Annotated in this window: 20 protein-coding genes and 1 pseudogene; 6 read left to right on the top strand and 15 right to left on the bottom strand. The window is 26.8% G+C overall.

Going from position 1 to position 24513, the window contains the following annotated elements; translation table 4 throughout:
* The first annotated feature begins 7 nt into the window (after window positions 1-7).
* Complete coding sequence (locus tag JN03_RS02770) at window positions 8-1315, top strand: amidohydrolase (protein ID WP_134076684.1); 1308 nt, start codon at window positions 8-10, stop codon at window positions 1313-1315.
* A gap of 97 nt (window positions 1316-1412) precedes the next feature.
* Here JN03_RS02770 and JN03_RS09730 read toward each other — a convergent pair whose 3' ends face one another.
* The 9 genes and pseudogenes from JN03_RS09730 to JN03_RS09715 form a co-directional block, all read right to left on the bottom strand.
* Window positions 1413-2561, bottom strand: coding sequence for a YitT family protein (locus tag JN03_RS09730; RefSeq protein ID WP_036458043.1), 1149 nt, complete (start codon window positions 2559-2561; stop codon window positions 1413-1415).
* A complete protein-coding gene (gene dnaB, locus JN03_RS09725; protein WP_036445552.1) occupies window positions 2545-4002 on the bottom strand; it encodes a replicative DNA helicase in 1458 nt (485 codons plus the stop codon). Before dnaB ends, JN03_RS09730 begins: the two co-directional genes overlap by 17 nt.
* A 19-nt stretch (window positions 4003-4021) precedes the next feature.
* Entirely contained in the window at window positions 4022-4456 is a 435-nt protein-coding gene (rplI, locus tag JN03_RS02755; RefSeq protein WP_036445549.1) for a 50S ribosomal protein L9, read from the bottom strand.
* Entirely contained in the window at window positions 4437-6392 is a 1956-nt protein-coding gene (locus JN03_RS09720; RefSeq protein ID WP_134076683.1) for a GGDEF domain-containing protein, read from the bottom strand. Before JN03_RS09720 ends, rplI begins: the two co-directional genes overlap by 20 nt.
* A gap of 66 nt (window positions 6393-6458) precedes the next feature.
* Window positions 6459-7061: a ribosome biogenesis GTP-binding protein YihA/YsxC gene (gene yihA, locus JN03_RS02745; protein ID WP_241033041.1), complete on the bottom strand. Its 603-nt coding sequence runs from the start codon at window positions 7059-7061 to the stop codon at window positions 6459-6461.
* A gap of 191 nt (window positions 7062-7252) precedes the next feature.
* A pseudogene (rpsR, locus tag JN03_RS10035) lies at window positions 7253-7492 on the bottom strand (30S ribosomal protein S18); the annotation flags it as partial.
* A gap of 15 nt (window positions 7493-7507) precedes the next feature.
* Complete coding sequence (locus JN03_RS02735; protein ID WP_036440308.1) at window positions 7508-7954, bottom strand: single-stranded DNA-binding protein; 447 nt, start codon at window positions 7952-7954, stop codon at window positions 7508-7510.
* A gap of 9 nt (window positions 7955-7963) precedes the next feature.
* Window positions 7964-8506: a 30S ribosomal protein S6 gene (gene rpsF, locus JN03_RS02730; RefSeq protein WP_119863707.1), complete on the bottom strand. Its 543-nt coding sequence runs from the start codon at window positions 8504-8506 to the stop codon at window positions 7964-7966.
* Between the two features lie 196 nt (window positions 8507-8702).
* Window positions 8703-9959, bottom strand: coding sequence for a hemolysin family protein (locus JN03_RS09715; RefSeq protein ID WP_036440305.1), 1257 nt, complete (start codon window positions 9957-9959; stop codon window positions 8703-8705).
* Between the two features lie 62 nt (window positions 9960-10021).
* Between JN03_RS09715 and def the strand changes: the two genes are divergently transcribed.
* Window positions 10022-10588, top strand: a complete 567-nt coding sequence (gene def / locus JN03_RS02720) for a peptide deformylase (protein WP_036440302.1) — start codon at window positions 10022-10024, stop codon at window positions 10586-10588.
* On the opposite strand, the gene JN03_RS09710 is transcribed toward def, so the two are convergent.
* The 3 genes from JN03_RS09710 to JN03_RS09700 are packed head-to-tail and all read right to left on the bottom strand — an operon-like array spanning window position 10589 to window position 14958.
* Window positions 10589-11497, bottom strand: coding sequence for a hypothetical protein (locus tag JN03_RS09710; protein ID WP_134076682.1), 909 nt, complete (start codon window positions 11495-11497; stop codon window positions 10589-10591). It abuts the gene before it with no gap.
* Window positions 11487-14597: an AAA domain-containing protein gene (locus tag JN03_RS09705; protein WP_134076681.1), complete on the bottom strand. Its 3111-nt coding sequence runs from the start codon at window positions 14595-14597 to the stop codon at window positions 11487-11489. The genes JN03_RS09710 and JN03_RS09705 overlap by 11 nt, the downstream gene beginning before the upstream one ends.
* Entirely contained in the window at window positions 14590-14958 is a 369-nt protein-coding gene (locus JN03_RS09700) for a PTS glucose transporter subunit IIB (RefSeq protein ID WP_036440293.1), read from the bottom strand. The genes JN03_RS09705 and JN03_RS09700 overlap by 8 nt, the downstream gene beginning before the upstream one ends.
* Window positions 14959-15053: 95 nt before the next feature.
* Between JN03_RS09700 and trpS the strand changes: the two genes are divergently transcribed.
* Genes trpS through JN03_RS09690 form a run of 3 tightly spaced genes read left to right on the top strand, consistent with a single transcriptional unit; the run spans window position 15054 to window position 18663 of the window.
* Window positions 15054-16049 (top strand): tryptophan--tRNA ligase, encoded by a 996-nt coding sequence (trpS, locus tag JN03_RS02700; RefSeq protein ID WP_134076680.1) that lies wholly within the window; start codon window positions 15054-15056, stop codon window positions 16047-16049.
* A 1-nt stretch (window position 16050) separates the two neighbouring features.
* Complete coding sequence (thrS, locus tag JN03_RS09695) at window positions 16051-17793, top strand: threonine--tRNA ligase (RefSeq protein ID WP_036440287.1); 1743 nt, start codon at window positions 16051-16053, stop codon at window positions 17791-17793.
* Window positions 17794-17811: 18 nt separating this feature from the next.
* Window positions 17812-18663 carry an MAGa3780 family membrane protein gene (locus JN03_RS09690; RefSeq protein WP_051599088.1) on the top strand — a complete coding sequence of 284 codons (852 nt, stop codon included), beginning with the start codon at window positions 17812-17814 and terminating at the stop codon, window positions 18661-18663.
* Window positions 18664-18726: 63 nt separating this feature from the next.
* On the opposite strand, the gene uvrB is transcribed toward JN03_RS09690, so the two are convergent.
* Entirely contained in the window at window positions 18727-20730 is a 2004-nt protein-coding gene (uvrB, locus tag JN03_RS02685) for an excinuclease ABC subunit UvrB (protein WP_134076679.1), read from the bottom strand.
* 61 nt (window positions 20731-20791) lie between these two features.
* On the opposite strand from uvrB, the gene JN03_RS02680 reads away from it, so the two are divergent.
* Window positions 20792-21625, top strand: coding sequence for a leucine-rich repeat domain-containing protein (locus JN03_RS02680; protein ID WP_134076678.1), 834 nt, complete (start codon window positions 20792-20794; stop codon window positions 21623-21625).
* Between the two features lie 105 nt (window positions 21626-21730).
* Here the strand turns inward: JN03_RS02680 and JN03_RS09685 are convergent, their stop codons facing one another.
* Window positions 21731-22090: a Virulence-associated protein D gene (locus tag JN03_RS09685; protein WP_036440278.1), complete on the bottom strand. Its 360-nt coding sequence runs from the start codon at window positions 22088-22090 to the stop codon at window positions 21731-21733.
* Window positions 22091-22142: 52 nt separating this feature from the next.
* Window positions 22143-24353 (bottom strand): SGNH/GDSL hydrolase family protein, encoded by a 2211-nt coding sequence (locus tag JN03_RS09680; protein WP_166666766.1) that lies wholly within the window; start codon window positions 24351-24353, stop codon window positions 22143-22145.
* Window positions 24354-24513: the final 160 nt, after the last annotated feature.

The following is a 24513-nucleotide window of genomic DNA, read 5'->3' as shown; positions in this document are numbered from 1 at the left end:
GAAAAATATGAATCTATTAATTAAAAACGCCACTATATTAACTAATAATAAAAATTTTGATGTGCTTGAAAATGCACTAATTTACATAAAAGAAAATAGGATTTTTTATGTAGGTAAAGAAGAACAAAATTTAAAAGTTAGCAAAATTATTGATGCTAAAAATAATTTAGTTATGCCAGGACTTATTAATGCTCACACTCACACAGGAATGGGCGTTTTTAGAAACTATGGTAGTGACACTAATCTAGAAGATTGACTATATAAATATATTTTTCCTATTGAAGATGAACTAGAACCTGAAGATGTTTATTATTCTTCGCTGCTATCAATGGCTGAAATGATTTCGACTGGAACTACTTCTTTTATTGATATGTACTTTTTTATGGACGATACTGCTAGAGCCTTACAAAAAGCCAAAATGCGTGGAATAATAACACGTGGATTAAATAGCAATAATATAGACCAGCGTTTACAAGAAGCAGAAGATTTATATAATAAATGGCATAACAAAGAAAATGGTTTAATTAAAACTGCACTTGGACCACATTCGGTTTATACCAATGAAAAAGAAGATTTGTTAAAAGCTTTAAAACTTGCTGATAAATTAGATTTAGCTATAAATATGCATCTAAATGAAAGTAAAACTGAAATTGACAATTCAATTAAAAAATATAAATTGCCTCCGCTTGAATTTGTACATTCATTAGGTTTTACAAAACATCACTTGATTGCGGCGCACTGTGATTGACTATCTGAAAAAGAAAAAGAAATTGCTAAAAAATATAATGTGTGTGTGGTACATAATCCAGTATCTAATCTAAAACTTGCAAGTGGTATTATGCCACTTGCCCAAAATCTGGATGAAGGTATTTGCGTATCATTAGGTACAGATGGAGTCGCTTCAAATAACACTCTTGATATGTTTGAAGAAATGAAATTTGCATCTCTTCTTTCAAAAGGTACAACTTATAATCCAAAAGCAATGGATGCTAAAACTACATTAAAAATGGTGTTAGATAATGGTGCTAAGGCAATGCAACTTGAAAATGAGTTGGGTAAAATCCAAGAAGGATATCTTGCTGATTTAATTATTATGGATCTTCACAATATTACTCATACACCTAATATTGACCCAGTGGCTTCTCTTATTTATTCAACTAATGGTAGCGATGTATTAACCACAATAATTGATGGTAAGGTAATTTATGAAAACAAAAAATTTGTTTATCTTGATATTGAAGATATCAAGCAAAAATGCAATGAAATAATGAGAAAGATATTTACTAAATTAGAATCTAAAAAAATAAAGAATTAAGTTTTTCAAAGTAAAGAAAAAAATCTAGGCAAAATTTTTTTTGAATAATTGCCTAGATTTTTTAGTGTTTTTAATTATTAATTTGAAAGTTAGTTTATTAATCAATATAAGAGGTGTCAAAGTGACCATTGAGATCATGGATATTTGAAGTACATATTCAAGCATTGGGATCTACTTTGGCAATTTCTTCAAAGATTAAATCTTTTTCTAAATATAAAGCAATGGTTTCAATTTTAGCAAGTTCATTATGCTTATACCCACTAATTCCATAGAAGATATTGAATGCGTGAATATAACCAATTTTTTTAAAGTGTTCACATACCCATTCGGTTTTATTTGAAAAGATTTCAATCTTAACTTTTTTGTACTTAGGAAACATTTTGTTAACTATTAATGTAAAAATAATTAGATAAACAAATGTACCAAACATTCTAACTAAAAATTGTTCACCACGTCATTCACGTTTTGCAATTTGACCTGCTGCTTCTAGCGAACCAATAACAATTGTTGAAAATCCTGAAAAGAAAAGTGCTATTAACAAGAACATATTACCAACTGGTTTTTTGTATTTATAAGCGATGTAATTAGAAATAACCGATGTACCACCAATGCAACCTCTTTGTTTTCAAGCAATAGCTGATCCTAATCCTTCTAAAAGCCCACCAATTGCTACATAAACTAATACAGGTCAGGTGCTGCCATCTCAAACTGCACCTTTGGCATTTTCATTACCTGGAATTCTAATATCAGTTCCAAATGGATCTCATCACGAACCTTTACCATTAGGCTTATAAATTGAAATGTACTCAGAAATTAAACGTGGAATTGGATTATTCCCATTATAATCAGCAAATATTAATTGAATAATTACTTGGAAGAACATTCAATAATAAGTGAGTATCATAAATAATCTCGGGTTCTTCCAGTAAAACCCAATCATTAATGGCACATTAACCGCCACATAGAAAAGACCATAATATGCACTAGTTGAAGGTGCTAAGAATGTTATTAATTGAGCAAACGATGAAGTACCACTGGCAATTGTAGCTGCTTTTGATAAAAACACCGCAATGGCAATGTTATATAAAAAAGCACTTACAAACATTCACATTATTTTCTTAGGAAATTTTTTTCAAATATTGAAAATATTTAACTTATAAGGATTAATTCTTTCTAGTTCTTGTTTTCTATAAAGTTTCTTCTCTTCAGGTGTCATTTTTTTCTTTGTTTTAGTAGTTTTTATCACCGTCTTCTCCCTTCACTGTATTTTTAATAAAGTTTTCGTAATAGAATTTGTTGGTCTTAGATTCAAATGCTAACACTATTTGTCCAGTAGCACCATGACGGTTTTTGGCTACAATAACATTTGTAAGTGAAATATCATCATTTGCTTGTTTACCTTCAATATCATCACCTTTTGAATCATCTGTCATAGAAGCTGATTTTTTGTGTTGATAGTAGTCTTTTCTATGCAAGAACATAACAATATCAGCATCTTGTTCGATTGTTCCTGATTCACGTAAGTCACTTAGAATAGGCATTTTATCTTCACGTTTTTCAACGTTCCGACTTAGTTGGCTTAGTGCTAGTACAGGGCATTTTAATTCACGAGCAAGTTGCTTTAATGACCTTGATATCTTACTTACTTCTAATTGACGGTTTTCATTGTAGGCTTTTGAAGAGGTTCCTATTAATTGAAGGTAGTCAATAATTACTAGATCAACGCGGTTATTTTGGGCAAAACGTTTTGCAAGTGTTGAAATATCCGAAATGGTAAGTGATGATTTATCATTGAAATAAAGTTTTTGATGTTCCATAGAATCTTTAACTCAACGTAGTTCAGACCAGTCTTTTTTAGATAGCGTTTTTGTACGTAATCTAAAAATTGGAATAGCTGATTGAATTGAAAGAATACGAGTTACAAGTTGATTGGTAGACATTTCAAGTGAGAAGAATAAAACATTATTTCCCACTCTATCACCTTTTGAATTGCTTTCTTTAACTACGTTAGAAGCAATATTTAAGGCAAATGCGGTTTTACCCATAGAAGGACGAGCCGCTAAGATTATTAAATCTCCAGGGTTAGCACCTAGTAAGATGTTGTCAAGTTCACGGTAACCAAATTTAAGTCCAACATCATCGGTAGCATCATCTTGTGCCATAATCTTATTAACAACATCATTGGCTTCATTGTAAAGTGTGGTATATGTCGTATTAATTTCAGAAACGTCAATGTTGATTAGTTGAAGTTGTAAATCATTAATTAAATCTTTGATTTCAAATGGTTTATTTTGGATTGTGGTTTTGGTACTTTCGATTAAATTTAGAACTTTGTCGACTTTGTATTGGTCAATAATTTTTTTGACATAGTTGTTGAGTTCAGCATAATAACCTGCATTTTTAGCAAGTCATGGTAGATAATCTATTGGAGCCATACCCACAAAAGAAATTTCAGAAGAGAGTTTGTTTTTGTTGATGTAATCAAGCAAAATTGTAATGTCAAATTCTTCGGAAGAAAGTTGAACTTCTGCTATAGTTTCATAAAGTTTTTGGTTAGCTTTAAAGTGAAACATTTCGCTTTTTAAAACTTCCGCTATTTCTTGATAGGCCGTAGGATAACGAATTAAAACGCCTAGAAGCGACGTTTCAATGTTAGCTATAACTTCTTCCCTTTCTTTATCAAACATTGTTTTATACCTTTTCTTTTTATAATTCTTCGACTTTAACTTTTAGTGTTGCAAGTACTTTTTCGTGTAATTTTATCTTCACTTCATGCATTCCAAGTGTGTTAATTGCATCAGCCAAAATACATTTTTTTTGAATTTGAACGCCGTGTTTGTTCAGTTCTTTTAGTATTGCGGTGTTTGTAATTGAACCATGAACTATGAAACCGTTTGTCTTTAAACCAAAGTTTAATGTAAGATTTTCTATCTTATTTTTTGTTTCGTTAGCACGGTCTATTTCTTCTTGGAGTTGTAAATCTAGTTTTTGTTTTACACGTTCAAGGCTATTCATTGTCATATTATTAAGAGGATGGGCGTAGCCTTTTTTTATCAAAAAGTTTTTTGCATATCCATCTGTAACTTCAACAATTTCATTTACTTTGTAGTTTTGAAATGGCTTAATTATTATTATTTTCATTTTTCACACTCACTATAGCTTGTTTAATATTGTCTACAAATACTTCAATTTCTTCAGTACTTTCAGCAGCTGATGAAGAAAAGTGTCCACCACCATTTACCGCTTCTGCAATGATTTGTACATTTGTATTATAACCCCGAGCTGATAATTTGTAAATATTTGTTTTTTCTAACTTGCCTACAACAAATGAAGCTTTACGTCCTTCAATCTTCAAAATTTCTTCTGAAGCTATTGCAATAATGTCATTTGAAACTTCAATATCAGCATAAGAAAGGAAATATCCAGGTTTTACTTCTTGCAAGTTTTCAATAAGTTTTTTAACTTTAATATCTATTTCTTCACTTATTTTTAAACAAGCAGTTGATTTTTCTACACTAGCTCCTCATTGTTCCAACAATGAACATGCATAAAATGTTTTTGAAGAAGTATGTTTTTTTAGATTATTTGTATCCAAATAAATTCCATCTAATAAAAGTTGAGTTGCAGTTAGTGTCAAACGATCTTTATTGTTAGTTAAAGCAATTATTTCAGTAATTATTTCAGAAGCAGATGATGCAGTTGAGTCGATGTAAATATTGTTGATATATGCATATGTAGGCATTGTTAAGATTCTATGGTGGTCTATAACAATGATGTTGTTTTTCAATGCACCTTTAAATGCTTTTTTATTTTCAATTCTTTCTTCGTCACAAACGTCAGTTAGAATAACAAGTGTGTTTTCATTTGTAATAGTTTGAGCAAATTTCGGTGTAACAAAAACATCAGGAGTGTTAGCAAATAGTTTATCAACTTGACGTTTTCCAGTGTCATCAAAAATGTTATTTTGAATATAGGCTTCTTTACCAAATGATTTTGCAAGGGTATAAATTGCATAAGCCGAACCTATTGCATCAAGGTCAGCATTTTTGTGTCCATAAATAACAACATTTTTAATTTGATCAGATGAAATTTTGTCAATTAGAATTTGAGCAATTAATTTAACATTGGTTCTTGAAATATTGATACTAATTTCAGAATGTGATCCATAGTGTTTTGGTTTGCTGTCTTTAGTAAGTACGGTAATTTGATTACCCCCACGAGTTTGAGATTGCAATAGCGCTTCTTTTGCTAACGCACCAAGAACATTGTACTCAAGTATTCCATAAGCAAAGCCGGCTGATATTGATACACTTTTTTGTTCATCATATACAAAATTTTCTTCAGTGAAGAAACTAAATTCCTCTTGTTCAAATAATTGAAGGGTTTGGAAGTTAGTAATAATGAAAAATTTTCCATTTTCATATTGACGATAAACAAAGTCATATTTTTTAGATAAATTTTCAAGGATATTAATTACAAGAGAATAAATTTTGAATACTTCATCAGCTGAATAGTTTGATTGAAACAAGTTAATGTTATCTATATTAATTTCACCAAATACAACACGTTGATCTTTATAGTCATTTATGATATTGCTACGAATTGTAATATCTTTGAATATCAACATATTTTTTTCATATAGCACATGGATTTCATATTTGAAGTTATCATATTCATATTCAAAATCATTTGTTTCTTTTAGAAAATCAATTTTAAAAACATCTTTGATGTTCTTACCAATAATCTTACGAGTAAAACGATTTTGAATAAAATCTGAAATTCATATGATTCTTCCATTATCCAAGAATAGTATAGAACCCATACCATATTTTGAAATCTCATTTTCTATGTAAAAATTTACACCTTCGATGATTTTGTAATTATATTTATTTAAATTCTTTATGTAGAATAGCGAAGATATTCCAATTCCTATAAGTCATAATGCATAAAATACACCGACAATTATTTTTCATTTCTCGCTTTGAATCCAAAAGAAAGTAGTGAAGAAAAAGATTGTTGGAACAACAAATAAAAATATTAATAGTAGTATTAATTTTAATTTTGTTTTCTTGTTCATATTATTTAATATTATATTGGAATTTTTGCTTTTTAAAACATATTAAAAGGAGCATACAATTTAAGACTAGTATATATTTAAAAATTCTTTGAGTGTGTTGATACCTTTTTTGGTTGTATTTGAAACAAAGAAAATATTTATATTTTCTGAAATTTCATTAATTTGCTTTCTTGAAGCATATATTTCTTCTTGCTTTGCTTTATCTAGTTTTGTAAAAACAAAATGCACAACTAGATTTTTAGACATCAAGTAATTTATCATTTCTTTATCAATTGCAGTGACACCAATTTTTGCATCCAGCAAGAGTAAAACTTCTTTTTCATTTTGAGAGAATGTAAAGTAGTGGTCAATTAATCCGCTAATTTTATCTTGCATTTTTTTTGAAACGTTGGCATATCCATATCCCGGCAGGTCAACAATGATTTTGCCGTTATTTGTTTCAAAGTAATTTATTTCACGAGTTTTGCCGGGTTTTTGTGAGGTTCTAGAAATCTTATCACCTGAAATAGCATTAATCAAAGAAGACTTTCCAACATTAGAACGCCCTCAGAAAACAAGTTCTTTCCCGCTATGAGAATATCAACTATTTTGGCTTGTTGAACCTTTTAAAAACTTTCACATAATTAAATAATTATAAGTAATAAAAAATGACAATTGTGTAATTGCCATTATTTATAAGATTATTCTTTTGATTTTTTTTCTTTAACTACTTTTTGGGTAGTTTCAGTTTTCTTAGTAGTTTTAACTTCTTCTGAAGTTTTTGCTGCTACTTTAGTTTCTTTTTTTGATTCAAAAGTATTTGGTGTTGATGGTTTACCATCTTTTGCTGCATCAGCTGGTAAAACTCTTTTAGGTAATGGACCAATGTAAGGAATAATAGCCATATATCTTGCTCTTTTTACTGCTAATGCAACAGCACGTTGATGTCTTGCACAAGTTCCAGTAATACGAGAAGATAAAATTCTTCCATGCATATTAATTAATTTATAGAAAAGACTTTGTTCTTTGTAATCAACATAATCACCAGGAATAAGTTTATTTAGACAAAATTGACATGGACGTCTACGAACAAAAAGTTTTTTAGGTACAACTCTTGCCATTAGATACTTCTCCTATTAGTCTTCATCTCAAATTAGTTCAGAAGCAGATGTTTCAGATTCAGTATTGTTTGAATTTGATGAATATTTTTGTGTTTCTTCTTCTGATGGGATGTTAAATTCTTTACTATTTCTTCTTCTGTTTTCCGCAGTTGCTCTTGATTCTAAAGTTTCAATTCTATCAACACTTACTGAGTAATTGTTAATTGAATTTCCTTCACTGTTAGTAATTCTATTTGATTGAAATGTTCCTTCAATGTGAACCAATGAACCTTTATCTAAATATTTGTTAATGAATTCAGCATTGTTTCTTCAAGCAATACATGGAATATAATCAGGATTATCGTTTGATAATTGAAATTGTCTTGGAACTACTAATGTGAATCTTGAATATTCAATATTTGAATTTGTTTTACCTGCGAATGGTTTAGCCGATAAACGACCGATTAATAGTACTTTGTTCATAATGATTTCCTACTTTTGTTCTTTTTCTATTTTCATAGTCTTTGTTGTCTTTTTCTTGTCAACTTTTTCTTCAGTTTTAACTTCTTTTTTAGTTTCTTTAACTTCTGATGGTTTGGTTGTTGATTCTTCTACAGGTTTATGTGTCTTAACTTCTGGATTTGTATTTTGGCTAGGTTGTGTTGGTCTTTGTTGTTGTTGGTTATTTTTTTGAAAAGCAGCATTTTTCATTTTATTAACCTTTTCAACGTATTTATTTGTTCTACGTCTAGGTTTTGTACCTTTTTCGGTATCTCTATTTATAACCAAATATCTTAAGATTTGTTTGTTGATATTTAACTTACGAACTAATTCAGAAATGTGTTCTGAACCAATTTTTACCAAAGTTAAATAATAATTTCCGTGAGTTTGTTTTTTAATTGGATAAGATAACTCAGTTCTTTCTAATTTTTCCAATTTAATGTCAGACAATTTTAATGTTGTAGTTAAAATTTTCTTTAAATTTTCTTCTGGCATATCAGACTTAGTCAGAATAAAAATTTCGTAATTAGACATTGTTCTCCTTCTGGACTTTTGGGCTATTTGAGAATTTGTATAGCCAAGGAGTTTTATCTCCTTTAAAATAATTTTTGTTATAGTAAATGAGATTATATTATTGTTGTTATGAATAATAAGAATACATCAATATATAACTTTTTTATTTTATAATAAATTTAAATAAATTAATAAAAAAAGTAGATAAAAGATTTTTCTACTTTCCTCATTCAATTTCAAATATTTCCATTTTTTTATTTTTAACTGTCTTAATTTCTATTAATTTAAAATCAATTTTTTCATTATATGTAAATTTTGAATTTACCCTTAGTTGATGATTTAATTTGTTTGTTAGTCAATCCGATAAAGTATCCGATTCTTCTTCATCTAACAATTTGAAATCAAATAGTTCATCGAATTCTAATTGTTTCCAAATTGTCTTCATTTTAGTAGAACCTTTAGCTCTACATCTTTCTAAACTAATTTCATAAATCTGTTCATCATCATCAAATTCATCGTAAATTTCACCAACAATTTCTTCAAGAATATCTTCTATGGTGATAATTCCAATAATCTTATCTGAGTTATTATTATTCACCACGAATGCCATTTGTGCACGAGCTTGTCTCATTTTTTCAAGTGCAACCGATAATATTGAATTAGCCGATACTGAAGGAACTGATTTTATGAAGTTCATAATATTTCCTTTTTGTAAAAAGAAAATATCTTTTAGATGGAGAATACCAATTAAATTATTATCTTTTTCAACAGGTATTCTTGAATAATTAGTTTCTCTAAATTTTTCAAGTGCATCATGCATCGAAGTTTTTCAATCTATATAATCAACATTTTTAATTTTTACATAGTGTTGTGATACTTTTGTTGAATCTAAATCTAATGCGTTTTTAGCCATAGATGATTCACCTAATTCCAGTACACCTTCTTGATTTGCAACTTCAAGCAAGTTCTTAACATCTTCTTCTGTATTGGTGATATAAATCTTTTTGCCAATTTTACTAATTGGAAATGTTATTGGAAAGAATAATCAATATAACATTTCAATAAATCAATAAAAGCTTTTTATAACTGCAAGGGGTTTAGCTTTACCTACTAACTTAGGTATTATTTCAGAAAAGAAAACAATAATAGGTGTCATTACTGCAGTTGATATAATAATTTGAACATTTTCGGCTATATTAAAGAGTTTTGCAAGCATATATGAAAATAAAACTGAGGCTAAAATATTTACTAAATTATTAGCAATTAATATAGTTCCTAAAGTTCTATTAAAAAACTGATGTTGCTTTTTAATTAGCTTTGCACCTATCTTTTTTTGCTCGATCAAATTTTCAATTTTTGCCTTGCTTATAGAGGTATATGCGGTTTCAGTTGATGAAAATATCGCACTAAAGATTAACAATATTAATAGTCCTGCAAATAATCCAAAATACAGGTATCACGGGTGTGTGGGCATTAAAATAAATCTCCAAATAAATTTCAATAATGTATATTGTTTTTAATATATTATATTACTATATGTACAAATTTGATTTTGAAAGTGTAAATTTAGTTACCCTTCCAGACAAGATATTACGTGAAGTATCCAAAGAAGTTCCTATTCCTTTAATAGAAGAAGATGTTGAACTTATTGAAAAAATGATTTATCACGTAAGAGATAGTCAAGAAGAAGAAACAAAATTTAGACCTGCAGTTGGTGTAGCTGCTATTCAATATGGGATTCCAAAAAGGATATTCTATATATATATAAAAGATAGTGAAGATAACATCATTTTTGATGATGCTTTAATTAACGCTAAACTAATTTCTCATTCAAAAACCAAAATCACTTTGGGTGAAGGTGAGGGCTGTTTGAGCGTTGATGACGATTGAAAAAATCAAGAAGGTTATGTCCCTAGATATACAAGAGTGATTATTGAAGCTTATTCATATTTTGAAAAGAAAGTAAAAACATATGACCTTATTGGTTATCCAGCAATAGTTGCTCAACACGAATATGATCATTTACAAGGTAAATTATTTATAGATAGAATCAATAAATCTGATCCTTGAAATTTACCGGAAAATACTGAAGTTTTAGAATAATTAAGATACTATTTCTGTTTTCAATTCTTTTTGGAAAGTTATTTTTTCATTTTTTGAAACATATTTAAAATGGTTAAATTTTTTACCATTATGTTTATCTCTTGTTCCAGTGAAAATCATAGGTTCAAATTCATAGATAAATAAATTTTTAGTTTCATCAAATGAAACATCATAAACAACAAATGCAGGAACATTACCCGAAGGAAATCCATTATAAAAAATATCTCTAAATTTTTTAGTACGTTCAAAAATATTTTTTATCGAATTTACCTGAATAATTTTTTCTTTTAATTTCTCTTTGGTGTCTTTGAAGGAAATTGGTTGTTTGTCTAAAAGATCATATATTTTTTTGTGTTCTTCTAACTCTTTAACATTTAGTGGGACTCTTTCTTGTTTTTTAAATCCACTGATAATGATATTAGGAAGAACTAAATTTATTTTCTTATTTAATTTGCTAATCAAAAGACAATCAAACACAACTGAATTAGATAATATATTTTCAATAACATTAACTATTTTAAGTTCATAATCATTTGTAATCAATTTAAAATCAATAGCTTTTAATGATGGCGAATTTTCTAAATTATCGCTTGTTATAAGCTCTTTTATAAAATCTAACGTTGTTTGTTTTTCGTTTAAATTTTTCTTATAAGATATATATTTATCAATATCATCTTCGCTAATTAAATTGGCTGTATTTTTTCAAACATGAAGATCATTTAATGGTTTTTTAATTCCAAATGCCAATCCAAAAACAGTTGCAATACCAACCGCTGAAAGTGAAAAGAAAAGAATCTTTTTTACTAATTTTTTTCTTTCATTTTTTTTACCAATATTTTTATATTTTAACTGATCTTCCGGAGTGGTTTCCATTAGTTCATCATATCTATTTTTTTCGTTATTGTTCATTATTCAATTCCTTTAAAAATAGCGAAATCTTTTTCATTATAAGGCTGAAATTCAACTTAGATAAAACAATTATTGGATATTTCTTAGATATTAAAAACTTAATAGTATCCTTAAATAATAGATAATCCTTATACTCAGTTTGATAACTTAAATTATCAATAATTATCCCTAATTTAACATTATCTAATTCTTTGTCATAAATACAAAAATCTATTTCTTTAGTTCCGATTGTATAGTTGGTTAATAATTTATATCTTTCAGGTAAACCATCTTTAATTAGATTGGTTAATTCTTCATATAAATCACCAGTATAAACTGCTATTTCTTCAGTAGCTTCTTTTACATTTTTATTCGGTATTAAAAGATACTTATTTTTTTGTTCAGGATTTAAATCTAAGAACCTTAATCACTCTCTAAATAAAATTAAATCACTTGATGATTTATCATTGATTTCAATGTCTTTATAATTAATTGATTTGATAACTATCAATTTTTCTTTAGCTCTAGATATAGCAACATTCAATGCATTTTTGCCGCCTTTTCTAGCAACATAAGTTCCATGCAATGATGTTTTGTGATCATATACAACAGACATAATTATTAAATCAGCTTCATCACCTTGGATATTTTCAATATTTTTTATTTGAAGTGTTTCATTATTGATAGCTTCTTCGATTTGTTCTTCTTCATTAAATATTAAACTCAATAAATAATCTTGTTGTTTCGAGTTGAAAACTAATGCAATGATTTTTTCATACTTGCCAAGATTTTCTTTTATCTTAGAAAGCATAATAGCCGCTTCTTCTTTATTACAACTATTATCTCAAACACCATTAGCTTCAACAACTTCAATAGCATCATTTAATTTGTTCTTTTCAAAATTTTCATCTATAACATCCAATTTAGAATCATAGAAATTTTTAGAATTAAACGTCATCAACGCTGCTTTTTTAGAACGGTAATTTTTATCAAGTAAAACCGAATACATACCACGTGCAGTTGCATAATCTAATAATGATTCAATACTTGCAAAATCTTCTTCCTCTTCTGCACTATATGAAGATGAAAATCATCTAGTAGGTTGCATTTGTTTGCTATCGCCAGCCAAAATATGTCTTTTAGCAAGGTATAAAATAGGAATTCCTTTTTCGATAAATATTTGACTGCTTTCATCCAGAATAGCATAATCAAACTCACCTTTTTTCCAAATTGACAAATCAACATCAGGGGTTGTAATGATTATAGGGAATAATAATTTAATCATTTCCTTGTATTTTTGGAAGAACTTAAAAGGACGTAAATGAGCTGTTCTAATAGCCATAGCGAATGAGGTATATTGTTTCTTTTGTTCATTAGTGAAATCATTCATTTTATCAATAGTTTTAGATAAAATCATTCTTGCTATTTTTAAATCATCATTTATAAATAGTTCTGTTTTGAAAGATTCTGATTCAAAAAAGTTAATTATTTTTTTTAAAGAATCAATATCAATTTTTTCAATATTTTTAACCAATATATCAAGATCCAGTTGAAGCAATTGTTGATTTTCTATAAGTATTTCTAATGCATCTTTTAGTTGTTTTGGATATGGTTTTAATATATTATAATTTTTTTGAAAATTAGCTTTATATAAGTGTTTTTTTAAATTATTTATATCATCTAATTCAGTAGTATTATACTTAATATTTTTGTTCAATTTCTTGATAAGCACAATGTTGTCTTCGGTTATAAATTCTTTATTTATATTGAAATAAAATTCTAGATTTTGATCAATATTTTTAACCTTTAAAATCTTTTGCAACCTTGCAATATACTCTTCTTCTTTTTTGCTTCAAATAGATAGAGGTTCTTCTTTTTCGGTTGGTTTAAAGTTTTCTAGTAGATAAATAAATTCTTTTAAGGGTTTATAAAAGGTTTCGTTTTTTAAAGATTTATCATTAAGTGCAAATAAACAAAATATTGAAAGTTTTTTTAACCTATTTTTCAAAACATCAAGTGCAGCTTTTTTTTGTGATACAACTAATGCAGTATATCCTCTAGCTATAATATTAACAATTAAATTACTAATAGTTTGAGACTTCCCCGTTCCTGGAGGGCCTCATATAATAGTGTCTTGATAGAGTGCCGATACTGTTGCACAATCTTGTGAGAAGTTAGTGTTTTGAATTTTATATAACTTAAATAAGTTATCAAAAATTATTTTGTCCACCTTTTCTTTATATTTAATTTTATTGAAATCGGGATTTATAATATCTTCAAATTCATCATTATCAATTATCATCTTTAATTGATTTCATAAGTATCCGGATGATACATTAAAAAAGCCCAAAATCATTCCAGTAGAAAATCTAATTGATCTATTTTTAATAGTATTCTGATTTTGCTTTTCTACTTCTGACAAAAGAGTTTCTGGGATTTCATAAAGTGAAGATCAAGCCTTTTTGAAATAGTTAAAAATAGAATTTATTGTTAAATTAGAAAAATCAAAATCATTAATATTAATAGCAAAACCTTCTTGATTCAAGAAAGTGATTAATTTTTCATTTATCTTAATGTCTGAATTAGAATACATATAAGCTAATGAATTTTTTATTTCAATATTAACTTCTTTGAAAAATAATGGAGCATGAATTACTTTTTTATCAGTTTCTACTGATAATATAAAAAACCCAATATGTAATGGTCAAATGTTTGTTTCAGCATTTATATCATTTGCTTTGTTAATTATTTTTTTTCACATTACAATTGACTTTTGCTGTTCAACTTCCATATCAATCAAAAGCCCTTGTTTTACATCATCAAAGTTTTTGCTATCGAAAAGGTTTTCATTTAACTTAATTCCATTTTCATTATATATTCTTATTATTTCATCTGAATAAGAAGCATTTCTTAACTTTTGAATCATTTGTCTTTTTTTATTGTCTGAAAGAAGAATATTTAATGAAAAGTTGTTTAAAACATTAGCTGCTATTTTTTCGCCAAAATATTCATAAACATCAAAAAAGTTTTCATTATTAACTCTACAATATAATGAACTATCAAACGGATCTATGTTCAATAAATTATTTAGTAAGTTCTGATATTTACCCTTATTATTCATTTGCTAAATCCTTTTGAATCTTATCTTTTAGATAAATTGCAGCATTACCTATAATTATTGAAATAGTGTTTTGTGTAAGTGAAATTCCAGAAATATCTTTAATTGCTTTTAACTTATCAAAATTGATTTCTTGTTTATTTTTGTAACTAATTTTTAAAACTTTTTGTGTTGAATTTACACTAGTAATATTTTGTATTCCGCCTAATGCAGAAATCAAATCTTCATACTTAAAATTTAATTTAGTGGATATAGATAAACTTTGTTTTTCTTCTCTTTGTCTATATTTTTTTCAATGAATTAATATAAATCCAAAAGTAATAATAATTAAAAAAATATATAAAAATCTTTGCTTTTTTGTCATACATCACTCCAACAATTTGATAAGTTTTAATAATAATAATATTATAATAATAATTTAAATATTTCATTATTGAAAATAAAAAAAGGTTAATAAAGATGGATGAGAGAAAGAAGATTTTAATAAGTGGAATTACAGCTACCGGAAAGCTAACAATTGCAAACTACATTGGCGCTATTAAAAATATGGTTAAACTCCAAGACAAATATAATAGCTATATTTTTATAGCTGATTTACATGCTATGACCCTCCCAATAGATCCAAAAGTTCTTGAAGAAAATCGAAAAAATATTTTTGCTTTATATATTGCTTGTGGGATCGATCCTGAAAAAGCAACACTATTTTTTCAATCAGATGTAAGTGAACACACATATATGAATTGACTAATTTTAACAAACACAACAATTGGTGAACTTTCACGTATGACACAATTTAAGGACAAATCACAAAAAATAAAATCACCAAACGGAATGGATACAATACCAACAGGACTATTAATATATCCAACACTTATGGCAGGCGACATTATTCTATATGATGCTCATATATCACCTGTTGGTATTGATCAAAAGCAACACATCGAACTTACAAGAAACATAGCTTCAAGACTTAACAATAAATATAAAACAAACTTCAATTTAACAGAACCATTAATTCCTGAAATAGGTGCAAAGATAATGTCTCTTGTAGAACCTACAAAGAAAATGTCTAAATCTGATCCTGCGGAAAATGCTTCTATATATTTATTAGATAACCCTGAAACCGCATATAAAAAAATAATGAAATCAGTTACAGACTCAGAAAACAAAATCTATCTATCTGATGGAAAACCTGGAATTAAAAATTTATTAACAATCTATGCATCTTTAAAAAATATTTCATTAGAAGAATCAGAAAACAATTTTAAAGATAAAAATTATTTTGAACTAAAAACAGCTGTAGCTGAATTAGTCAAAAACTTCCTAATACAAATTCAAGAAAAATATAATAAGGCAATTAAATCAGTTCCTATGTTAAGTGCAAAAGGCGCTGAAAAAGCAAAAGAAATAGCAAAAGTAAATTTAGATAAATTAAGAAAGGCGATGGGTATATAAAATGAAATTAAATAAAGAACTTAATCACTCAGCAAGCCATCTATTAGCAACTGCGATATTAAAGTTATATCCAAACACAAAATTAGCAATTGGACCTACAATAGATGAAGGTTTTTATTATGATTTTGATTTTGAAAAACCGCTTTTGGAAAGCGACTTATTAAAAATTGAAAAAACAATGCATAAGCTGGCTGAACAAGGTTATGAAATAAAAGAAATCAAAAATTATAAATATGATTTTGAAAATCAGCCTTACAAAAAAGAGCTTCATGAAAGTTTTATAAACGAAGGAAAAAAAATAACTTTTTTTGGTTTTGTAGAACCTAAAACACAAAAAAATATTTTTGTTGATTTATGTTCTGGCGGACATACCCAAAACACAAAAAACATAAAACATTTTAAATTATTATCTCTTGCTGGCGCTTATTGAAAAGGTGATTCTAAAAATAAAATGTTAACAAGAATCTATGGTACTGCATGAGAAACAAAAGAAGAATTAGATGAATACTTGCAATTACTTCAAGAAAGAAAAGAACGCGATCATAGAAAAATAGGTAAGGATTTAAATCTATTTACTTTCAATCAATTATGTGGTCAAGGTTTCCCAATTTGATTAGAAGATGGAATGAAAATTCACAATGCTATTCGTGACTATGTTTTAAGGCTTGACAAGAAATTTGGTTTTATAGAAGTTATGACACCTCACTTTGGCGAAAGAAAACTTTATGAAATCAGCGGACATTTAAGTCACTATAAAGATACTATGTTCAACGAAATTAAAATGGACAATGAAAATTTGATCGCTAGACCAATGACTTGCCCTCATCATATAATGCTTTTCAATTCAACAAGACGTTCTTATAAAGAATTACCCATTAGATACTCTGAACAATCTAGATTATATAGATATGAAAAATCAGGTGCATTATCTGGACTTGAAAGAGTTAGAGCAATGGATCTAACCGAAGGGCATGTTTTTGTAAGACCTGATCAAATTAAAGATGAGTTCAAGCATTTATATCAAATGATAATAACGGCTCTAAAAGACTTTGATATTGAAATCGATCACATTTCACTCTCACTAAGAGATGAAGACAACAAAGAAAAGTTTTTCCAAAATGATCAAATGTGAGAACATGCCGAAAATGATTTAAGAAAAGTTTTAAAAGAATTAAAAATCAAATATACCGAGTTCAAAGGTGAAGCAGCATTTTATGGACCTAAAATTGATTTTCAAGTAAAAACAGCTCTTGGTAAAATAATTACTATGTCTACGTTGCAACTCGACTTTTTACTACCTAATAAATTTGAAATGCATTATGTAGATGATAATGAACAACAACAAACTCCCGTACTTATTCACCGTGGTTTAATTGGAACATATGAAAGATTTATAGCTACTATCATTGAACAAACCAAAGGTAATTTGCCTTATTGATTAAGTCCTCGTCAAGTATGCATTATCCCAATAACAGATGAACAAAATAAATACTGTGAAGAGTTATATAAAGAACTTTTAAATATGGATGTTAATGTAACACTTGACACTAGAAATGAACGTATGAATAAAAAAATACGTGATGCCCAAATTTTAAAAACTAAATATTTAATTATTGTTGGTAAGTCAGAAATAGAAAACAAATCACTTGCAATAAGAGAGTTTGGTAGTGAAAAAACAACTATTTATACAAAGGAGGAATTTTTCAAAAAACTACTTTTACAAAATAAAAAAATAACATTTTAATTTTTGAAAAGAACAATTATGAACAAGAAATTTTTATCGCTTTCAAAATTACATAAGGCAATATTTTTTGTAGGAATATTTATGTTAATTCTAAATATTTCAATCCTTATCCACTATTTCAAAATATATGGAATCGAGAAAACTATTGACCAATTAAAAAGTTCTGGTGCTGATCAATTAATTGGAAAAGGTACTAAAAACAATGAATTCTTTCCAAATGCTATAGCTATGATGTTTAGCCAATTATCAACCTTTACTATGATAAGTAATATGGTCTTAGCTATTTCGATGATAGTATACGGATTAAATCCTGATAAACAAAAAGCACAATCTTTTTTCTTTTTTGCAGTAGTAAATATAACAATAACATTCTTAATTTATTGAACACTTATTTTCTACTTTTCATTGAAAAACGGAACATGAAACCACTTAGAAAGAGCAATACCAAGTTTTATATTACATGCAATTAATCCAGCTATTGGATTTATACTTCTTGGATTTGCAAGAAAATCTATAACTTTAAAAACATATCAAATTTGAATGACAAATATAATGGTTTTATCTTACTTCCTATATGCATTCACAATGTTCTTTATTGCAGATCCAATAAAAGAATTAAATCCTAATTTAGATAAAACTGTTGATGTATATACAAAATACAACATTGTAGTTTATAAATTCCTAAACTTCAAACAACCACTATTTTACAAAGGTGGCAAATTAGGGATTGTAATATTATTAGACATATTTATGTTTATTATTGGTGGTTTCTTAACACCAGGGCTTGCATGATTCTGAAAAGGTGTATATAGAATTAATATTTTAAAACTGCAACCAAAAGAAACTGCACAAGAAATCCCACAAGTTTAAGCTACAAATTAATATATTCAAAAAATTAAAAATTGTCTTTATTATAGGCAATTTTTAATTTTCTTATTTCTTTAATTCTTCAATATCAACACCAATTTCTAATAGATGATCTCTTACTAAAATAGCTTCTTCAAATTTATTTTCATTTGAATATTTATTCATTTGTTCAATCAATTTTTGAACATAAACTTTATTATTTTTTAGGTTAACAGTATTTCTTTGTTTATCAAAATATTCAGCTATATCATCAATCACAAAAGAAGATTGAATTGATTGAGGAATTGGTTTTTGAATAGTTTTGGGCACGATATTATTTTTGATGTTATATTCATTTTGAATGGTTCTTTTGTTTATATTGTCTTCTATACATTCACGCATCGAATCTGTTAATATATCAGCATAAAACAATACCTTACCATGATCATTTCTCGAAGCACGTCCAACTATTTGAATTAAACTTCTTTTATCACGCATAAATCCATTGGTATCTGCATTAAGCACACATATCAAACTTACTTCAGGGATATCAAGACCTTCCCTTAGTAAATTAATTCCAATAACTACATCATATTTTCCCATTCGCAAAGATTTAATAATTTCATTTCTTTCAAATGTTTTAAATTGATCATGAATATAGGCACATTTAATTTTTTGTTCTTTTAAATAAAGCGCAAGTTCCTCGGCATATTTTTTAGTAGTTGTAAGTATAAGTGTTCTTTCATTTTTTGCAATTTGAGATTTTATATTGTCATAAATATCTTGAATTTGATTACTCTTTGGTCTAATTTCAATTATAGGATCCAATAATCCTGTTGGTCTAATATATTGAGTTGTTATTTCACCATTAGTTTTATTTATTTCATAATCTCCAGGAGTAGCTGATAAATAAATTTTAGGAAAAGTAAAGTTTTCAAATTCTTCAAATTTTAAAGGTCTATTATCTAGTGCAGATGGAAGTCTAAAACCATATTCAACCAATGTGGTTTTTCTAGAACGATCTCCATTATGCATTCCATTTAATTGTGGAATCATTAAGTGACTTTCATCAATAAAAATAATTGCATTTGATGGTAAATAATCAAATAGAGTATAAGGTCTTTCACCTGGTTTTCTACCATCTAAATATCTAGCATAATTTTCAATTCCATTAACATAACCAAATTCTTTAATAGAATCAATATCGTTTAGTACTCTATCTTTTATTCTTTGAGCTTCTAATAATTTATTATTTTTTTCAAAAAATTCTATACGTTCTTTTAGATCATTCTCAATTTGTGAAATAACATTTTCCATCATATTTGGATTCACAGTATAAGTTGTTGCAGGAAATATAGTTATTGAATTGAAATTTTTAATTTTCTCTTTTGTTATAGGATTAATTTGAGAAATTGCTTCTATTTCATCATCAAATGTTTCAACACGTAAATTATAGTCATTTGTATATCCGGGAGCTATTTCATAAACATCTCCTTTAACATCAAACTCTCCTCTATCAATATTCATTTTATTTCTTGAATATCCAATTTTAATTAACTCTGACAGGAAATTTTTTCTTGGTATTTTTTGTCCTATTTCAATAGGCATAAAATTATTGCGATATTCAGTAGGATTATACTCACCATATATTGCAGCAACAGAAGAAACTACAATAGTATCAGAACGGATGCTCAAGGCATTTATTGCACTCATCCGCATCGCTTCTAAAACTTTGTTATTTCTCGAAGTTTTTTCTATGAACAAATCACTTTTTGGAATATAAGCTTCTGGCTTATAATAGTCAAAATATGAAACAAAGTATTCAACTCTATTTTCCGGAAATAGTTCTTTGAGTTCAGAATATAATTGACTAGCAAGCGTCTTATTATGACTAATAATTAATGCCGGACGATTAACTCTTGATATTACATTTGCTAATGTAAAAGTTTTACCAGAACCAGTTACACCCAATAAAACTTGATGTTCTTTATTTTCTTCAAGCCCAGAAACAAGTTCATCAATTGCTTCTGGTTGATCACCAGAAGGCTTAAATGATGAATGTAGAATGAATTTTCTTTGTTCAATTTTCATAATATAATTCTAAAACATAAAATCTTTGTATATATTAAAATGTGTTAAAATTTTATACATTATGTTAAACAAAAAAAATGTTAAAAAAATAATTTTATACACTAGTGCTGCTTCAATAATTTCAGCTGCGGCACCCGCTTTAACTTTATCTTGCGGTTGCAATAAAGAAACTCCCAATAGTTTTTCAACTAAATATTTAGAAGAAAATTTTGATGCTAAGACGCAAACATTGGACCTAAGCAAAACGTATGTTACACATATTAAAAGCGGTTCTTTTGATGGCGAAACTATAAGAAATATTCTTCAAAACTCAGGAAAAAGTATTGCTGGAATCAATCCAAAAAATCCGGTAATTAAAAAACTAATACTGCCAAGTACTATTGAATATATTGGTAAAGCAGCATTTTCTAATTTAGAAATGGAAGAAATAGAATTTATTGCAAATAGTTCATTAGCAAAAATAGATGATAATGCTTTTTCAAATAACAAAATCAAAACTATCATATTTCCTACAAGTAAAGCAGATGTAAAAGAAATAAAATTTGGAAGACAAGCATTTTCAAATAATGAAATAGCAAATGTTACATTAAATGATAAAGTGCTAGTTTTAAGTGAAGGAACTTTCTCTTCAAATAAAATTACAACTATAGATTTGAAAAATGTTGTTGAAATCAAAGAAGGTGCTTTGATGGGAAACAAAATTTCAAATTTGACATTACCTAATAGTTTAACATCCTTACATACCAATTTTATTTTTGCTAACGAAAATGAAAAAGTAAACAATGAAGGTTCACCAAAATTAACATTAAAAATATTGAATGAAAAATTAAAAGAAGAATACAAATATAAAATTAAAGGAAATAGCTATTTGGCTTCATTAATTACAATAGAATAATTTTTTAATTCTTTCCTATATATAAGCAATAATTTAAATTTTCATAATAAAAAATCAAGTAGATAAGTTGGCTTGATTTTTTATTTTTGATAATAACGTGAGATTTTATTTTCTCTTATTTTTCTTTTTTCCTTCTTCAATATCGGTTTCAAATTCTTCTTCATCCATTTCTGTACGTTTCTTTGTGTTCTTTAAATATTCAGTAAAGTCTGACATATCTTCCATTCTAAACACATGAAATGAAACTAATGAAATTACAAATCAAGGAATTTCTTTCAATGCTTTAACAGCCTGATAAATTTGAACAATACTATTTAATGAACGTGAGAAATAGAAACTATTTGAAAGCCAATGAAATCCATAATGTCTTAGGATATCTCTTATTTCTTCATATGCATCGTGGTGATTTTCACCATAATTAGCTTTTAATATTGCTTTATTTAAATAAAAAACTATACCGTACATTTTTTTCTCCTTTAATTAAATTAAAAATTTAATTTGTTTTTTTGATTTATTACTAGTGAGTTTTAATAAAGTTAACAACTTTTAATCTTCATAAACTAAACAACAATTTATAAATTTTTCGATTTTCTTTTGAAAATGGTTTTTTAATTATTTTTTTGAAAAATAGCTTAACTATTAATTTAGCATATTTTTTCTTAATTGTTGTTTTCGTAAAATCAACTTCTTTTCAAATATCAATTTTAGTGAATGCATTAATAAGTATATCAATAAAGTTTTCTCTAAACTTCATATCATTCAAATTGGATATTAATAAGTTAATAATCTTATCAACACGATTTCATTCTTTATAAGTCATCGTGTGTTCAGATATTTTTAATATGTCTAATATAAATTTAGATACATTGTCTTTTTCTTTTTCAGAATATGATAATAGATAATCTAATATTTTAGAAACAAAATCTTGTACCAATCCTCTATTGGCTATAATAAAACTTTTTATAAATTCAAAAAATGTTTGATAATTTCTTAAATTAATTAAATGTTTTCAAAATTCATTAATAAGTTTGATAAATATTTCTTTGAAACCTATTTCAAATGAAAGTTTATAGAAAATATCATTTGCTACTCAATTATGTAATTTAATAGGTTTATTTGCTTTTAAATCAGTAATAAATAAAGCAAACAATTCCTTTATTGTTTTAACAAAAAGTGGGTTTTTAGTGAAAATTTCAGTAAATAAAGAATAAAGGTTTTGTTCATTATTTTTGAAAACTTTTTCAATTATTTTGATTCAAGAAAATTTTTCTTTCTTGAAATCTATTTTTTCAATAGCAAGTATTATGCTTTCAATATGATCACTATTTAACACTGATGTTAAAAAGCTTTTCATTGTTTCTTTGTTTACCAAAAGTGATTTTATATATTCAAATAATTTCGAATCTTTTGGTAAGAATTTTACTGAATATAATATATTTTCAAATGTATAACTATAAAGGTTTGAATAATTTATTTCTTCTTTTGAACCATTATTTTTTTCATTATCTTTTTCTATAAGTTTAGGAAATTCGTGTGTAATTAATTCAAAATAGGGATTATTAACTTGTTTAGTTTCTTCATTTCAACATCTAAATGCATTAATTATTTTATTGCTTTTATGAAGGGGAAATTCAAATTTTTTAATAGTGGTAATTATGTTTGATTTAGTTTCATCAACTAAAAATATCTCTTTACCATATTTAATTTTGGTAAGTCATCTTCCTGGTCTTAAAAAGTAAAGATAATTATTAGAAATTAATTTCAAGAAAATTTTTCTTGCTATTTCACGATAACCTTTTTCTGTTGGATGCGTATCAACAATATTTTCATATAAAGTTGACATATTTTTAATTCAAACTTTTTTATCATAAACATCAACAAAATCAGTATTAGTTTGGCTCGATACTCTTTGCATAAATGAATTAAATTTATCAAGAACTACATAAACAATATCTTTGAAGATAATTGGATTTGATTTAGATAAATAATTTTGATATGAAGTTAAAAATGGTAAAAATGGAATTATGTAATTGACTAATAACATATTTGCTGTTGGATTAAATTTCTTTACCTTCAAAATAAAATCAACATATTCTTTTTCAGTTTTAGCTAGAAGTTTGTCTATTTCTTCCATAAAACTATCATAGATTTTCTTTTGCTTATAAACATTAGTTTCTAGAACAAGTTTCCTAAAACTATTAAAAGGAAATGATCCTTGGAATTCATTTCCTCCAAGTGAAAATAAAATACAAGTAGCTTTTTTAATTTCTGCCTGTAAATAAATACAGTAATTTTTATAAGCTTCTTTTAAATTATTTTTTTGAAAATCTTTGTATCAATAAATGCTTTCATCAAATTTGATATTAGCCATATTGTGTAATTTTTTATTGATATTTAAAAGTGAAAAAAAATCTTCATTATAAGTTAAATTTAATAATGAATCGTAATCTTTAATAACTGCTCCAATTAATGACAAGTTATTATAATTAATTGAATTTCATATCTCATTAATATTAAGATTTCCAGTTTGCTTGCTAACTAAAAATTCACGGATATATTCAATAAGGTAATCTCCATAACTATATCCTTGGTAAAAACTGTCATTGCTTTTTTTACTACCAGCTGTTCCACACCCTACTTTGCTATTATATCCTTGTCCGATAGAATCGCCAATAACTAATAAATTTAATTTTTCATCCATATTATAACCACCTAAAATTTTCTTCATTTTAATATTAATTGTTGTTTGAGTTTTTGTCTATTTATTTAAACAAATGTATTTTTGTTGTTCTAGTTTGTTGAATTATTTTTTATTTCGAAAAGCACTTTTTGGCTGATACAAAATTAAAAATCAGTTTTAGAAAAATACTAAAACTGTTTTAGTGATA

It is taken from the genome of Metamycoplasma hyosynoviae (genome assembly GCF_004365165.1).
GTDB lineage: Bacteria > Bacillota_I > Bacilli_A > Mycoplasmatales > Metamycoplasmataceae > Metamycoplasma > Metamycoplasma hyosynoviae.
This window is presented reverse-complemented; position numbering and strand designations above follow the sequence as displayed.